Source organism: Hoyosella subflava DQS3-9A1 (assembly GCF_000214175.1).
Lineage (GTDB): Bacteria > Actinomycetota > Actinomycetes > Mycobacteriales > Mycobacteriaceae > Hoyosella > Hoyosella subflava.
Map to the genome: position 1 here is coordinate 3,605,517 of NC_015564.1, position 15,061 is coordinate 3,620,577.

14 protein-coding genes are annotated in these 15,061 nt (G+C 63.3%); 5 read left to right on the forward strand and 9 right to left on the reverse strand.

Going from position 1 to position 15,061, the window contains the following annotated elements; translation table 11 throughout:
- Nucleotides 1–4: 4 nt before the first annotated feature.
- The 3 genes from aztC to aztA are packed head-to-tail and all read right to left on the reverse strand — an operon-like array spanning nt 5 to nt 2,913.
- Entirely contained in the window at nt 5–913 is a 909-nt protein-coding gene (aztC, locus tag AS9A_RS16905) for a zinc ABC transporter substrate-binding protein AztC (protein ID WP_013808321.1), read from the reverse strand.
- Entirely contained in the window at nt 910–2,193 is a 1,284-nt protein-coding gene (locus AS9A_RS16910) for a hypothetical protein (RefSeq protein ID WP_013808322.1), read from the reverse strand. Before AS9A_RS16910 ends, aztC begins: the two co-directional genes overlap by 4 nt.
- Nucleotides 2,194–2,202: 9 nt before the next feature.
- Nucleotides 2,203–2,913, reverse strand: a complete 711-nt coding sequence (gene aztA / locus AS9A_RS16915; RefSeq protein WP_148262497.1) for a zinc ABC transporter ATP-binding protein AztA — start codon at nt 2,911–2,913, stop codon at nt 2,203–2,205.
- A 55-nt stretch (nt 2,914–2,968) separates the two neighbouring features.
- On the opposite strand from aztA, the gene aztB reads away from it, so the two are divergent.
- Nucleotides 2,969–3,835 (forward strand): zinc ABC transporter permease AztB, encoded by an 867-nt coding sequence (gene aztB / locus AS9A_RS16920; protein WP_013808324.1) that lies wholly within the window; start codon nt 2,969–2,971, stop codon nt 3,833–3,835.
- A gap of 6 nt (nt 3,836–3,841) precedes the next feature.
- On the opposite strand, the gene AS9A_RS16925 is transcribed toward aztB, so the two are convergent.
- The gene (locus AS9A_RS16925; RefSeq protein ID WP_013808325.1) at nt 3,842–4,786 is read right to left on the reverse strand and encodes a dipeptidase; all 945 of its coding nucleotides are present in this window, start codon (nt 4,784–4,786) and stop codon (nt 3,842–3,844) included.
- Nucleotides 4,787–4,820: 34 nt separating this feature from the next.
- The gene (locus tag AS9A_RS16930; protein ID WP_041451171.1) at nt 4,821–5,243 is read right to left on the reverse strand and encodes a ChaB family protein; all 423 of its coding nucleotides are present in this window, start codon (nt 5,241–5,243) and stop codon (nt 4,821–4,823) included.
- Nucleotides 5,244–5,477: 234 nt separating this feature from the next.
- Here AS9A_RS16930 and AS9A_RS16935 point away from each other — a divergent pair, with 234 nt between their 5' ends.
- Nucleotides 5,478–5,759: a hypothetical protein gene (locus AS9A_RS16935; protein WP_013808327.1), complete on the forward strand. Its 282-nt coding sequence runs from the start codon at nt 5,478–5,480 to the stop codon at nt 5,757–5,759.
- A gap of 4 nt (nt 5,760–5,763) precedes the next feature.
- On the opposite strand, the gene AS9A_RS16940 is transcribed toward AS9A_RS16935, so the two are convergent.
- Entirely contained in the window at nt 5,764–9,201 is a 3,438-nt protein-coding gene (locus AS9A_RS16940; RefSeq protein ID WP_148262498.1) for a hypothetical protein, read from the reverse strand.
- A 549-nt stretch (nt 9,202–9,750) separates the two neighbouring features.
- Between AS9A_RS16940 and AS9A_RS16945 the strand changes: the two genes are divergently transcribed.
- Together AS9A_RS16945 and AS9A_RS16950 are read left to right on the forward strand one after the other, a co-directional pair.
- Complete coding sequence (locus AS9A_RS16945) at nt 9,751–10,515, forward strand: ABC transporter ATP-binding protein (protein WP_013808329.1); 765 nt, start codon at nt 9,751–9,753, stop codon at nt 10,513–10,515.
- A complete protein-coding gene (locus AS9A_RS16950; RefSeq protein WP_013808330.1) occupies nt 10,515–12,911 on the forward strand; it encodes an ABC transporter permease in 2,397 nt (798 codons plus the stop codon). The genes AS9A_RS16945 and AS9A_RS16950 overlap by 1 nt, the downstream gene beginning before the upstream one ends.
- 8 nt (nt 12,912–12,919) lie before the next feature.
- On the opposite strand, the gene AS9A_RS16955 is transcribed toward AS9A_RS16950, so the two are convergent.
- Nucleotides 12,920–13,339 (reverse strand): DUF302 domain-containing protein, encoded by a 420-nt coding sequence (locus AS9A_RS16955; RefSeq protein ID WP_013808331.1) that lies wholly within the window; start codon nt 13,337–13,339, stop codon nt 12,920–12,922.
- 95 nt (nt 13,340–13,434) lie between these two features.
- Between AS9A_RS16955 and AS9A_RS16960 the strand changes: the two genes are divergently transcribed.
- The gene (locus AS9A_RS16960) at nt 13,435–13,704 is read left to right on the forward strand and encodes a metal-sensitive transcriptional regulator (RefSeq protein WP_013808332.1); all 270 of its coding nucleotides are present in this window, start codon (nt 13,435–13,437) and stop codon (nt 13,702–13,704) included.
- Between the two features lie 89 nt (nt 13,705–13,793).
- Here the strand turns inward: AS9A_RS16960 and AS9A_RS16965 are convergent, their stop codons facing one another.
- Together AS9A_RS16965 and AS9A_RS16970 are read right to left on the reverse strand one after the other, a co-directional pair.
- Complete coding sequence (locus tag AS9A_RS16965; protein WP_013808333.1) at nt 13,794–14,465, reverse strand: PIG-L deacetylase family protein; 672 nt, start codon at nt 14,463–14,465, stop codon at nt 13,794–13,796.
- 3 nt (nt 14,466–14,468) lie between these two features.
- Nucleotides 14,469–14,987 (reverse strand): GbsR/MarR family transcriptional regulator, encoded by a 519-nt coding sequence (locus AS9A_RS16970; RefSeq protein ID WP_013808334.1) that lies wholly within the window; start codon nt 14,985–14,987, stop codon nt 14,469–14,471.
- Nucleotides 14,988–15,061: the final 74 nt, after the last annotated feature.

Here is a 15,061-nt window from a genome sequence, read left to right on the forward strand (position 1 = left end):
GGTTTCACGGCGCGAGGCCGGTAGCGATGCGCTCTGTGTTGACGCGCATCATGTCGAGGTATGTGGGTGCGTCACCGTCGGGCTGTGTCAGCGATTCGGTGACAAGTTCAACGACGACGACGTCGCGGTTGGCTTCGTCGGCGAGAACCTCCATGAGCCGGCCAGGCTGTGACGACTCTGCGAAGATCGTGGTGATACCTGCCTCGTCGATTGCGGTGATGAGTCCCTGGAGATCACTCGCGCTCGGCGCCGCGAGCGTTGTGCCGCTAGGGATTACCGCGCCGACGATCCGGAACCCGAACCGGTCGGCGAGGTAGCCGAAGACGTGGTGATTGGTCACCAGCGCGCGCCGCTGTTCGGGGATCGCAGTGAACGCGGCTGTCATGTCGGCGTCTAGCGACTCGAGTTCCGTGAGGTAGCTGGACGCTTGTTCCTCGAGCCTTGCCTGATCGATGCCCTCGATTTCGCCGAGTGTTTCCCTGAGCATTGAGACGACATCGATCATGCGGGCCGGGTCGGTCCAGAAGTGCGAATCGGGCTGGCCTGCCGAGTCACCGTCGCTGTAGTCGAGCACATCGATGTGATCGCCGGCGAGGAACACCGGAACGCCGTCAGCTGCGGTGGACTCGACGTGCTTCGCGAGCCCTTCCTCGAGGCCGAGACCGTTGGCAACAATCAGTTCTGCATCCCGCATGCGCGCTGCTGTCTGCGCGGAAATCGCGAAGGAGTGGGGGTCGGCATCGGGCGGCATCAGAGTGAGTACCTCAGCCTCGTCGCCGACCATTTCCTCGACGACATCGCCGAGGATGTTGGTCGTCACGACGACCAGCGGCTGATCTGGTCCGGGTGACACGCAGGCGGTGAGACTCCCGCCCGCGAAAAGTGCAGCGGCTAACGCGACTCGCATTTTCATCGGCCCGTCTCCACAACGAACTTCGGTTCCGCGTCCGTGTCGAAGACACGCGCGATGCGCGCGTCATCAGCGAAATCGATCTCGAATAACTTCTTCTCTGCCGGCCCGTTGAGGTATGCGCGCTGCTGGTCGGCAGTCAGTTCAAGTCCCGGGCGCCGCTCTGGGTCAGCGACGGACTCCGCGACAAGTTGATCTGTTGCCGCGAGTAGTTCACCAGTCTCACCAGACAGCACGAGTACACGCCCCTCAGCGGTCAGAGCGAGCAGGTGATCGTCCGCATTGGCGACGGCCGTCGCCTGAAGGATCGGCTCGCCCACGTCGATGAGCGTCCACTCACGGTTGCGGGTATCGAGCAGCCAGATAGACGAGTTTCCACTGTCCCCACTGTCCCCGCTGTCCCCAGCTACAGCGGCAACCGTGGGCCGGTCTTTCCGGGCGCGGAACTCGTCGGCGCGCGGCGCGTCCTCCGTCGGGTACGGGATGTGCTCGAATTCAACGCCGTCGCCGGTTGCTGTCGCGAGAACGGCTCCATCGCGGCAGCCGATGACAGTGCCGACGATGGTGGTGATTGTCCCCCGGGCGTCAGCGCAGTCGACGGTAGCGCCGAGCGGCTCACCGAGTTCGTCGAGCGCGAGTATGCGCCCCGCGGCACCGTCGGCGTCGGGCTCTGTGACGAGGGCGCGGTTTCCGATCGGAACAACGAGCCCATCGTGCGGTGCACCAGTAATCCGGAACCGCTCGTCGAGCGACCCTTCGCCGAGAGTTCCGGCGGCGAGAACCACGGCTTCACCAGAGTCAGGGAAGAAGATTCCGGCTCCGGCGTCGTTAGCTGAGACGGTGGCTGGCCCGCCGGCGCCGGTCACGTCACCGAGGATGGAAGGCTCGGCACGATAGTAGTGAAAGTGATCAATGTGGCTCCATGTCCACACACCACTGTCGACGACGGTAACGGCTCCCGCTTCGGGTCGCACAGCGTACGCGTAACGCCCCTCAGTGGTCAGCGCTTCGACACCGTCCACGGTGCCGAGAGTGGCGACGCTTTCGTCTAGAAGGTCAAGGTGGTGGATTTCTCCGTCGGGGTCAACGGTCAGCAGGTGAAGCTGCGGTTCAGCAACCTCTTCGGCGCCGGGAATGGCACCGTGCCCGTCGCCGAGCGCAGATGGCACCTCCTCGTTGGCGGCTGGGTCAGCGTCAGTTCCCGGACTATCCGGCGCCGGGGAGCAAGCGACCAGCACCGCTGCGAACACAGCAATAGGAATGGGGGCAAGACGGCGAGTCATGCAGTCCTTTCAAGCATGGCTTGGTAATGCGAGTTCGACGACGCTGTCGACCGTGGAAAGTTCGTTGAGGTCGTGGGTAACGATGACGACCGCGGCTCCCGCGTCCGTCGCGAAACCGACTGCAGCGTTCACCGCAGCGCGAGAACCTGCGTCGAGGGCCGCCATCGGCTCGTCGAGCAGCAGCAACTCTGCGCGCTGCGCTACGCCCTGCGCGAGCAGCGCGCGCTGGCGCTGCCCTCCAGATAGCGATCCGACGGATCGTTTTCTCAGATCAGCAAGTCCGACAGCGTCGAGCGCTTCCGTGACGATCGCGCGGTCGTTTCGGGAAAGCGGGCGCCATAGCCCAGCGCGGCGCCACCGCCCCATCGAGGCGAGCTCCTCAACGGTGATCGGAAGCTGATCAGGCAACGAGCTGCGCTGCGGAACAAGCGCAACGCCAACGTGATCCGCGCGTTCGACATGCCCAGCTTGCGGCTTCAGCAGCCCGGCGAGGACGGTCAGCAACGTTGACTTCCCTGACCCGTTGGGGCCGACGATCGCGGTGACCTCACCCGCGCGTGCGGTCAGGTCGATGTCGCGTAACACTGTGTGCCCACCCAGGCTGGCGCTGACGCCGGCAGCGCGGACGACAGGGGCCTGCTCGTCAGCAGCCTCACGCGCAGCACCGGATGTGGCGGCGGATTTGCCGTTCGGAGAGAGCGGTGGCATTGCGGGAGACACGTACGAAACTTTAGCAAATGAAACTCACTACCAATAACTGCTAAGGTCGACCGCTATGGCTGTGCTTGCCGTGCTCACCGATCCCTTCACGACCACCTTCATGATGCGCGCCCTCATCGGGGGCGTCTTAGTAGCAACAATGTGCGCCATCGTCGGCACCTGGGTAGTGACCCGCGGCATGGCATTCTTGGGCGAGGCGATGGCGCACGGCGTTCTGCCCGGCGTCGCCATCGCGCTACTCGCCGGTGTGCCCGCGGTATTCGGCGCCGCTGCGAGCGCCGCGATCATGTCCCTGGGTGTAAGCGTCGTGCAGCGCCGCTGGCGGCTCTCGGCGGACACCAGCATCGGGCTGCTGTTCGTCGCAAGCCTCGCACTCGGCGTCGTCATCATCTCGTCATCGCGCACCTTCGCTTCGGACGCGACGGCGATCCTGTTCGGCGACATACTGGCCATCCAGTCCGGTCAGCTCTTAGGTATCGCAGCCGCCACCGTGGTCACCGCGGCCCTCGCATTCGTTTGGCACCGCTCCTTCGTTGCTCTCGCCGTCGATCCGCGCCAGGCCCACCTGCTGCACCTGCACCCTCGCGCCGCGCACGCCGCACTCGTCGGTCTTGTCGCACTCGCAGTGGTGTCCGCCTATCAGGCAGTCGGCTCGCTACTCGTGCTCGGGATGCTCCTCGGCCCCGCGGTGGCTGCAGGACGATGGACCCGCCGTATTCCTACGACCATGGCACTTGCGACATGTATCGGAGCGGTGAGCGTCTGGCTTGGACTGCTTATCTCCTGGTACATGGCGACTGCCGCTGGCGCGACGGTTGCGCTCGTCGCTGTTTTCTCGGGGGCTGTATCCGCGCTGCTGCGAGCTTCTGTGGATGCCGCCCGGGCCCCCACGCGTTCCGGGCGTCAAGCCGTAAAAGTGTGACAGATCCTATTTCCACACCTGCGCTGCTGTCCGCGCGAAATTGCCCCACAGGATCTTCCGAATCACCCCGGTCGAGTATCCGTGCGCTTTGAGTGCGCTGGGTAGCTGCAGCATCATCGCCGGGGTGACGAAGTCGATCGGTCCATATCGCGTGTAAGCCGCGGGGAAGAATTGCGGGTTGCTGAGCATCTCTTCGCGGAAGTCGTCGTAGTCGAATGGGAAGTCCGACGCGACCCCCACGTGGTCTTCACCGATCAGTTCAACCGCGTAGTCGATGTGGCGGATCATCGCGTCGATGCTGGCGTCGTTTGCGCCGAGGAAAATGCCGACACCCGTGATGCCCACTACACCCCCCGTTTCCGCGCATGCGACAGCTTGCTCGTCGGTGATGTTGCGTTCGTGCTCCCACACCGATCCCATACAGCTGTGCGAGTAGATCATCGGCTGCGTGGACGCCTCGCTCAGACCAAGGCCCGTCCGTGTGCTGCAGTGCGAACCGTCGACAACCATGCCGATCCGGTTCATTTCCGACACGAGGTCACGGCCGTAAGCGGTGAGCCCGCGATCGGTTTCGTCGAGGCACCCCGACCCTGCATCATTGGCGAAGTTGTACGTGGGCAGCAGCGTACGGACCCCTCGGCGGTAGAAGAGTTCAACATTCGCCAGGTCCCCGGCCAGCGGTCGCGCATCTTCCAGATCAAACGCGATCGCCGTTTTGCCCTGCCGCACCGCATGTTCGGTGGCTTCGAAAGTGGTCGCGCTCGTTAGCCTCTCGTCGGCGTCGATTCCCGCCCGGAAGTGGTCGATTACCGCGAGACATTCAGCTTTGTCGTGCAGGGCGTAGCCGACGTTCACGGATACGAATGCCGGGCCGTACGTCGCAAGATCGCCGACGTTCGCCGCAGCGGACAACGGCAGGCAGCAATGTTGCTCCCACAAGGGCTGATCCATGAGACGACACTACGACAGCACCTGTCCAGGCACCCTAGTTCTTTCTTCGCGCCGCGTCAGTCTCCCGCTTGTTCTCCTTTTTGATCGCCTCGACCAGTTCAGGCTTTCTCATCGCGGAGCGCCCTTTGATACCGAGGCGGCGGGCCGTCTTCAGCAGCTTGTCCTTCGTCGCCTTCGCGTCCACGCCTTCATGTGTCTTGCCGCCAGAGCCACCTTCTGACCTGGAGTCCGAGGGGCCCTTCTTATCCTTGCGCTTCCACTTTTTCCCGACTCGGGCGTACTTCTGCTTCAGGGCGGAGTACGCCACACGATGAGCACGTTCCTCGTTGCCGTCATATTCGTCAACGGCCGCGTCGTACGCTTTGGCGAAGGTGCGCTGCGCTTTCTTGCTCGACCGTTTCACCGTGGAGGGCAGTTCGTCCTTCTTCGGCTTACCAGATTTCTTGGTCTTCGGCATGCCTTCCCCTTTCTGCACTCACGTCAGAATTACCCGCTTCTAGCGTGGGTATACATCACCGTCAGGCTTAACACGGTTCATCGTTCGTTTACATCGATCAGGCATGAACTCAGTTCTTCGCGGGTACGCCTTAGTAACACATCGGCACTGCGCAGGTAAGGAATTCAGGGGTTGGGCGCGATGCGGCGTATTAGCGTCACATGGGAACAGAGCACGACGCGGTCTGGTGAACTTATGGTCCCGGACCGCGTCGACCTGAGTGATGTTTCGATACTGCTCGCCCTCCTGGCGGACCAGTTTGACGTGGCGCCTGCCACCGTCCGGAATCTCACCCTGAATCCTTCGGGGAGCCCTGCTGCGGCAGTTGAGAGCACGCTAATTCGTGACGCACCATGGCTGCAGCCTGTACGTTCGCTGCACGCTACGCGACAGCGCGGTGTCACGGCATTGAAGGCGAGCGCCGTCGCACTCGCTTCCCTCGCTGCAAGTTTCAGCGCGCTGGCACGCAGGCGCTAAACGTTTAGTCCCAGCTCAGGCCGGATTCCACCTTCGCGTGGACGATCAAGGATTCGGCGAACACCAAGTCGATGCGCGTCATCTGCGGGCACAGCCGCGCGAGATCAGCCCAGGCGCGCATGATGTCGTCGTCGATGACGCCCGCTTTCACTCCCCCGTGCGCTTCAAGCCGCGCCAGCAGCGCCATGATCAGCGACACCATCGGGATCATCAGCCACGGGTGCGCTTGTGTGTCGGCATTCCCCAGCGCATCGCTGCGGATCGAGATCTGGTCATAGAACTGCTTGCCCGCTTTGCGGATTGCCCGGACAAATTTCTTTGCCCTGACGATCAATTCCGTGTGGCTCGCGGTTTCCGCCCAGCGCATGCGCATCGCGAATGCTTCCGCGATCGCGCTGACACGTGTGTCTACGTCGAGGACCGCGCCGGGGATGATCCGTGCGACGTTGAAGATCTGGTCGACCTGCTCCGCGGGCATGTCATGCAACATGACGGTGGTGTGGTCGAACAGAGCTTTCGCCAGTTCGGCGTCCCGGCCCGTGTCCAAGACGCGGAGCAGCGCTTCACCACCGTGCTCATCGAGTTCCTCGCGTGCACGCTCCCACTCGATACCGCCACGCTCATACAGCGGCAGCTCCGCCATCGTGAGGAGACACTGCACCCACGAGTTCGCACTTGACTCGTCGGATGGCTCTTCCGCCGTGTAGCCGGCCTGTGCGACGCCTGTCCCGATCAGTAGCGCAGGCTGTTCAGACACGGGCACAGTGCTGTGCGTGAGCGCGAGGACGGCCTCTCGTGGCTGCTCACGCAACATCCGCCCGAGTCCGGTGCACACGTCGTCGTAGTTCGCCGTGATCGTCAGCGCATGCAGTGCTGTCCACATGTGTGGACTGGGTTTGAGGCCAGACGGGAGGTCGGCGTCCCCGGCCAAGTACTGTGCGAGGGCTTCGAGCGCGGGGTCGCTGCTGCGCACCCAGCCTCGCTGGTCGAGTCGAGTGGTGTCTTCTGGCGGACTCGAGGGAGCAGCCGACTGATCACCGACGACCAGCCTGACGCGAAGTGGCCCACTAGCGGCTAGCTCGTCGGGCAGCACCACACGTTCGTCCCGAACGGGAAGTGAAACGGGTTCCTTCCATGGAGCCGATTCGGGCCAGATTTGCGCCGTCAGTCCAGCAACCTCAGCCACATCCTCAAAGACGAGTACCTCACCGTCGAGGCGAATATCCGAGGAAAGTCCTGCTGGGCGAACGCTGGCAAGCTGAATGAAGTGTGGGTCTTCGTCTTCCGCCTGGACGACGGCCACAACACGTGCTGAACGAAGGCGTCCGAGCCCTTCCGCGAGGCGCGGTGTCTGCACTTCGAAAGCATCGGTGTGCTCGTTGTAGCTCGGAGGCTCCTGCAGGCGCACTTTCCCAGCCCGGTCGCGCAACTCGACCCAGGTGTTGATGTCCGCGGTCGCGGGCACCCGGTACGCCAGAGTTCTGTTCTCGGCGAGCTCGTTGACCGTGACTACATGGGGCAGGCCCGACCAGGGGGCGGACTGCCCCGCACTGGTCAGCCGGATTTCCGCCTGTGGCGGATTGACGAGCAGCGGAAGTTCGCCGGCTCCACTCAGGACAGCCAGCTTTTCTGTCTCATCGCTCGCGAACCGGAGCACGTCGGGATCCGCCTTGATCGGAGCCTCACACGCCAATTCGACAACGGAGTCCGAGAGGCCGTTGCTCGCTGGTACCCGGTAGTCGGGGGTGACGCTGGATTCGAAGCCTTCCGCGAGGTGGACGACTTTGCGGAGGTCTGCTCCGAGGGGGCCGCGCACGACGATCTCATATGTTCCGAAAAGTGGTGTTTCGACCTCATCGAACGGGTCGCAGCTGAAGTCTTCGCCTTCCAACGTCCAAACGAACGTGGCGACCCAGTCCGCTGCACCTAGTCGCCTTGCGCTGACCTGCCACGGCACCTTGTGGCCCAGTGGATCGCCCGGCAGCCATACGGCGGGCCGCTCGTTGTACAGGGGCGAGCCGTTCGCCGCGCGCACGCCGCGCACTGGGTCCGCCAGGAGAATTTCAGGCAGGTAGCTGCGTCGCACCTGCCGGGCCGTTCCCACTTTGTCAGTGTCCTTGACCAGCTGGATCGAGCGAAGTTCCGTCGTGTCGATCTGCAGCAGCTGCCAGTCGCGCCACCCCGCCGGATTGCCCCGATCCGCCTCCGGCTCAATGACTGGTCCCGTTGGCGTCCCAGGCGCAGCAGCCCCAGTATCGGCTAGGTGGTGACCGCGCGGCACCAGCGCGTAGATCGAACCCAGCGGTACGGGCAACCTGCGGCCGAGGAGCTTTCCCTGGTCAGTGAAGAGAACGAGGGGGTCTTTCGGATCAACCAGCGAGAAGACGAACCTGCGCGGGATCGAGGGGTGTTCCGCGCTGACGTGCCTCGCTGGGCTGGGAATCGCGCGAATGGCGTGCGGAGTCGTCCGCCAGGTGGGGTTGGTCGAGTGGACGATACTCGCGGGCACCCGAACCTCGGAGACATCACCGTCCGACGAAATCTGCCAGCGCTCGTCGGGCTGTGCAGGGGGGTGCGGGACGAGGACTTGAACCGAACCGTCGCCAGTATCGAGACGTAGCCGGGGCGGCTCGATGTGCCCATCGCCAGCGAGCAGGCCGCCGCTGATCCCCTGCCCTTCGACTGCGCGCACGACCTCCCGGAACAACACCTCCGGCAGGCCGCTTGTCACGGCGAGTGCATCAATGGAGTCCCGCCACGTCTGCGGGTTGCTCATCGAGACCGCGACAATGTCGAGCACACGATCGATGAAGTCGATCGCATACTCGCCGCCTTCGGTGACGAACGTCCGCACTGGCACATCAACTCGCGCAAGGCGGTTGGGCTTTCTGGGGTCGGTAAGCCAATTGGTGAAACTCGACCCATTGGGTTCCCCGCCACGCGCCAAGTGGTCGGCGAGCACCGCCACGAGCGTGGCCGCGCTAGGTACTGGCACACCCGCGTGCACACCGATGACCTGGACGTAGCGGCCCCGCAGGCGCGGGAACTCGGCCAGCGCGAAGCGTCGCAACAGTTTCGGAATCCCCTGGCGGATGTCCGCTTCGGTTTTGGGGTCGCGGGCGACTCCCAATTCGGTCCAGAAGCTTTCCCAGAAGTCAGTTGTGCGACCGGTGGCAGACGCATGCGCGACGAGGGTGAGCAGGGTGAGTGCCGGGTACTTCCTTACGAGCGCAGTACCGGGTGACACTCCGGGGCCGGACAGCCGCGCGGCTTGCTGTGCATAGGCCACCGATATCTCATCCGCGACAGCCTTGCCGGGGTGCGCTTCGATGACAAGGGTCGCCCGCTCGAGCCGCTTGGTGATCTCGTACTCGCGGTCGCTGAGCCAGTCTCCGATCGATGCTGCCGAACCACTCGATGGAACGCTGCCCCCCTGCGCCACTAACGCCACCCTTCTTCCATGCCCTCAAATGCTGCGACTACCGAAGCCCGTTACCGATCCACGATAGTAATGGCGTTGACGCTGCAGCGTTACCGCGGATGGCTGCTGGAACGCGACACGCCGACAAGTTGCACAGTATGCGGGCTGTGAATCCCACGGAGCGGACGCGCTTGAGCGTCGTCAGAGGTGTCAGCGACGGCGTGAATGTACTTCGTACGACATGTCCTCGAGCTCGCGCCCCTTGGTTTCCGGGACTTGGGTGAACACAAACGCAAGCTCAGGAGGGCAAAGAAGGCGTAGAAACCGGATGCGAAGGTCAGCCCGATCTCACTGAATGTCGGAAATGTGGTGGAAATCGCAAAGTTCGCGAGCCATTGAGCCGCGGCGGCGACGGCGAGCGCACCCGCACGGATGAAGTTCGGGCGGGGTGATCACCCCTGAATCAGACCCAGGTATGACCGACCGGCGCCGGTGATCATTCTTCGCGCTGATGGCAGGGCGAACCCCCCGCCATATCGTCAACAGGAGCCCACGACGAGGAGGTTTCTGATGGCGCGACAATCCGCCAAGCACGTAGTACGAGCAGTCGGCGTGACCAAGACGTACGGTTCGGGTCACGCGACCGTGCAGGCTCTGCGCAGTGTCGACGTGGATTTCGAGTCCGGTGAGTTCACGGCGATCATGGGGCCATCAGGCTCAGGGAAGTCAACCCTGATGCATGTGCTGGCCGGACTCGACACAGTGACGTCAGGGCAAGTGTTTCTGGGCGGGACGGAGCTCACCGCACTCCCGGATCGCGACCTGACCGAACTGCGCAGGGAGCGCATCGGTTTCGTTTTCCAGGCGTTCAACCTGCTCCCCGTCATCACCGCTGAGGAGAACGTGACGCTGCCGTTCCGGCTTGCAGGGAAGACACCGGACCGGGTCTTCTACGAGGAGATCATCAGCAAGCTGGGCCTAACCAGCAGAATGCATCATCTGCCGCACGAACTGTCGGGAGGCCAGCAGCAACGCGTCGCTGTGGCCCGGGCGCTGCTGCCGCGGCCTGACGTGATCTTCGCGGACGAACCCACCGGAAACCTGGATTCCCAGTCCGGCACCGAGGTCCTGTCCTTGCTGCGGCGCAGTGTGCACGACATGGGGCAAACCGTCATCATGGTGACGCATGATCCGGTCGCGGCTTCATACGCGGACCGGGTGGTGCTGTTTGCAGACGGCGAGCGGTCCGGCGAAATCGCCTCTCCTACAACTGAGTCGGTCCTCGCTGCGCTCAGCGACCTCAGCGATCCTGCTGTCCGGCTAGGAGCACGCTGATGCTGGGGGTGACGTTAGCTCAGGTCCGTGCACACAAGGGCAGGTATGCCGCGTCGTCGCTCGCAGTGATGATCGCGGTGGCGTTCATTGTCACCACGCTGTCGCTGGGCAGCACAGTTCAGCGGAGCATCACCGATGCGCTCGCCATGCAGTACCGGGGCACCGACTACGTACTGGAGGGCAACTTCGCCGCGGCGGACCTCGATCAGCTCCGAACCATGCGCGGCGTCGTCGCCGCTGAACCGATGTCGACTGGCTTCGTGTCCGCGTTAGTTCCGGGACAGGGGACGCGGTACGGGCTCGCCGAGACGCTTGCCGCCCCAGGGCCGTTGCGCTGGCACAACCTTTCTGAGGGGCGATTCCCAGAGGTTCACGGCGAGGTGCTCGCCGGGTCAACGACGGGAATTGCACCCGGCACTGTCATTACCGTCGACGCTGAAGGAAGCGGAGGTGCGCCCCTCGAATGGACGATCGTGGGTCTCGTTGATCTGCGCGGGTCACCACAGGCAATGGATGGCGCGACGTTCTACGTTCCCCCCGGCCTCCTCGAGGAGCTTGGCGCGGAAACATCCTCCGTGCACATCGCGAGCGACGGCACACCCAAGGTGTTCGGCACAGTCGGGAACGCATTTCCCGGTGTTCCGATCACTACGGGTGAGGATGCCGCCGCAGCCGCAGCAGAGGAATACCTCGGGACGTCTGGTTTGCTGCAGAACGTCCTGCTTGGTTTCGGCGCGATCGCCGTGGTGGTAGCTGGGCTCGTCATCGCGAACACGTTCTCGGTGATTGTCGCCTCACGCACGCGTGACCTCGCGTTGCTCCGCACCGTTGGCGCGACGGGCAGTCAGATCCGCGCATCGGTGTCGCTGGAAGCGCTGATTGTCGGCGCGTTTTCCGCTGTGGCTGGAGTCGTTCTCGGGTGCGGCGCAGCATACGGTCTGCGTGCTGCGGGCGAGGCGCTCTCACTCCCGATTCCTTTACACACGGTGTCACTGCCCACAACTGCGATCGTGGCTGGTCTTTTCGTTGGCATCGTGATGTCTCTGGTGGCCGCGCATGCGCCCGCTAGGGCGGCAACGCGCGTGTCGCCGCTGGCCGCGTTCCGGCCGCTCGAAACGGTGCGCGAATCGCGACGGACGTCGGCATTGCGAGCCGCGATCGGTCTGATGCTCCTCGGGTCTGGCATCGTCGCGCTTGTTTTCGCGGCCCTTGGCGAGAACATCCTGGCGGGCTGCGCAGGCGGGTTCCTGACGTTTCTCGCAATGGTGGTGCTCGCGAACCGCATCGTGCCTGGCGTCGTCGCGGGACTGGGCAGCGTCCTCACGCGCCTGTCCGGTTCGGTCGGCGAACTCGCCGTCCGTAATGCCTCACGGAATCCCCGCCGCACAACGGCTACAGCGATGGCACTTCTCATCGGGGTGACCCTGACGTCCACGATCGTCGTCGGGGCGGGTCTGTCGAAGGTGGCGGCGGCTGCCAGCGTGAACGAGGAGCTTCCCGTCGACGTCATGATCACGAGTGCTGCGGACACCGATGCGCAGGTGCTCGACACTCGGATCGCTCGTCTGGCCGATGTGGCAGGCACCGCGCTCGCGGACGAGCAACGCGTGTCCAGTGACGCGGGAGTGCACTCGATCTACGCTGTGGACTCGCAATTCGGCACCGCGCTCCGCGGCGGGACACCCGTACCCGAACCAGGGACCGCGCTGCTCTCTAGTGATTCGGGGCTCAGCGACGGTGACATCCTCACTGTCGGCGACGGCAAAATGCTCATCGTCAGATTGGGCGAGCCGACGCAGATACCGCTGATGAACATCGCCGACGCCGCTCCTGCGTCGAGTGAGTCCCTGTCGCTGATCGTGCGTCTTGCTGATGACCTCGATGGCAACGCATTACGGGAGGTACAGGATCAGATCGCGACGGTGGTCGACGAGATTTCACCGGGTGCCGATATCACCGGGACGGCAGCAGCACGAGCAGTCATCGACACGATTATCGACACAATGGTGATGATCGTGGCGGGGCTCTTGTCGGTCGCTATCCTCATCGCACTGATCGGTGTCGGCAACACGATGGCGCTGTCCGTCATTGAGCGGCGGCGGGAATCGGCGCTGCTCCGTGTCGTGGGCCTTCACCGCGGGAGCTTGCGGTCCCTGCTTATCTGGGAAGCGTCCCTGATTGCGGGGGCTGCCACCGCAGTTGGTATCGGGCTGGGCATCGTTTACGGCACGGCAGGAACGGCTTCGGTGTTTGGCCTGGACAAGGTTGTTCTTGGGGCGATACCCGCCGGGCAGCTCGCGGTAATCGCATTCGCCGCGGTAGCGGCTGCGGTGATCGCCACTCTAGTTCCGGCTCGGCGGGCAGTGCGTACATCCCCCGTGGAGGCACTCGGGTGAGGAGCCTCTTAGCTGACTGTCGTGCCGCTTAGTGCGCTCAGCGCAGCACGGAGCCGGACGCCTGCGTCGCTCGCGATTGGGCCGAGGGCCGCCTTGCCGCTGACGTCAACCATCAGGTCGGGATTCATTGCTTCAACGACGACCGCGCCTTCCCGGTCACGTGAGTCGCGAACAACGACATTGCAGGGCAGAAGGAGTCCGATCTGGGGGTCTGCCAGCACTGCTTCGTAGGCAAGTGGCGGGCGGCAGGCGCCCAGAATGAGGTAGTTTTCGATGTCCTTGTCGATTTTCGTTTTGAGCGTCGCTTTGACGTCGATCTCGGTGAGCACGCCGAAACCCTGATCGGCGAGTGCCTCGCGCGTTTTCGTCACTGCCTCGTCAAACGGCAAGTCCACTACTGTTGTGATGCCAATAGACCCATTGGGCATGGTGCTCCTCCTTGATTATCGAAGCTCGTCACATACCCCATAGGGTATCATTGCCCTGGGCGAGCATCACGCCCCAATGCCGTAGGAGAGTCACGATGGACCACACCCAAGAAGACGCCGCCGCCATCCTGAACAGGCTGCGCCGGGCCCATGGACAGCTCGCGGGTGTGATCCGCATGGTCGAGGAGGGGCGCGACTGCCGCGACGTCGTCACTCAGCTCGCTGCAGTTTCCCGAGCACTCGACCGCGCCGGATTCAAGATCGTGGCAACCTCACTCCGCGAGTGCCTGACCAAGTCAGAGGCTGGGGAAGAAACCCCCTTATCCGCGGACGAGATCGAGAAGCTGTTTCTCACGCTCGCCTGAGCTGAGGCCAGCCTCACCCGAAAGAGGACAAACTCCCACGTCGTTTCCGGGGAGGCTGTCCTGTTTCTGGTGAATTTACCCCGAGGCGATCACGCGACGTCGATCAGCTCGAAGCTGACGGCCGCGCCTGTGCCAAAGTCAGCACCCGTTGACGCGAGCGCTTCACGAATCATCTTCAGTGATTCGGCTCCCCCACCGAGCCCTGCGAGATAAGCCCGGTGTTCACGCAGGGACGCGATGGCCGTGTCCTCAAAGCCAGTGACGTCTGCCGCGTGCGTGGCTTCAGGTGAGGCAGCTGCAGCAATCCACCGCACATTCGCTCCTGCGGCGCGTACCGCTTCAACAACAGCCTGACCGGCGTTCATGTGATCGGGCGAGTTCTCGAATTCACCACCCCAGTTGTCCCGGAAGTTCAGGGTGAGGACCAATTCCGGGTCAAGTTCACGAACGATATCGACTAGGGAATCACGTAGTTCCTGCGTGTTCTGGAGGGTGTAGTCAGGGAATCGGAGAAACCGGATATCCTCCACGCCGACGACCCTGGAACTCGCAATTTGCTCCTGTTCACGGAGAGGACCGCACAGTTCAGGCACCATTCCTTCGATCCCCTGCTCACCGCTGGTGATCATGACATAGGTGACTGACTTACCCTCGGAAATCCACTTCGCCACGGCCGCACCCGCTCCGTATTCCACATCGTCGGGGTGGGCAACGATGAAGACCGCTCGGTTCCAGTCGGCGGGAAACGTACGCAGCGTCATGGGTCAGCTCTCCTTGATCCGGCGTTCCTCTTCCTCAACCCACTCAGCGCGCCGTTCCTTCCAGCGCTTCATGGTTTCGGTTAGGTCCTCGTCCATGAATCTATAGAACTCGACAGTCTCACGGAGCCGTCGCGACCCTCGCCGGTCTCCCCCGAGATCACGCGCGCCCTCACTGAGAAGGTCAATGTAGCGACGAAGCATTGGGCGGCGCTGGCTAATGATCGTGCCCCACACGTCGGAATCATCAACACGATAGTGGTCTGCACGCTCACCGGGATCACGTCCGCGCGTGAGCATTCCACCCTGGACGAGTGGCCGCACCGCGCCGGAAATCGCGGCTGGACTGACGCGAAGCCCGTCCGCGAGTTCTTTGGCGGTGTACTTGTCGGAGTCCTCAGCGAGTACGTACGCGAACACGCGCGCAGCCATGCGCGGCAGACCTGCTTCCGTCAGGAGCATCGCAAGCTTCTCGACGAACTGCAGCAGCTTTTCGCGGTACTCATCATCCTGCAGGTCGGACACACGACACTCCTCTCGCACTTCCACAACACTACCTTAACAATATTCAGAGTATTCACACATTTGTGAAAACACTG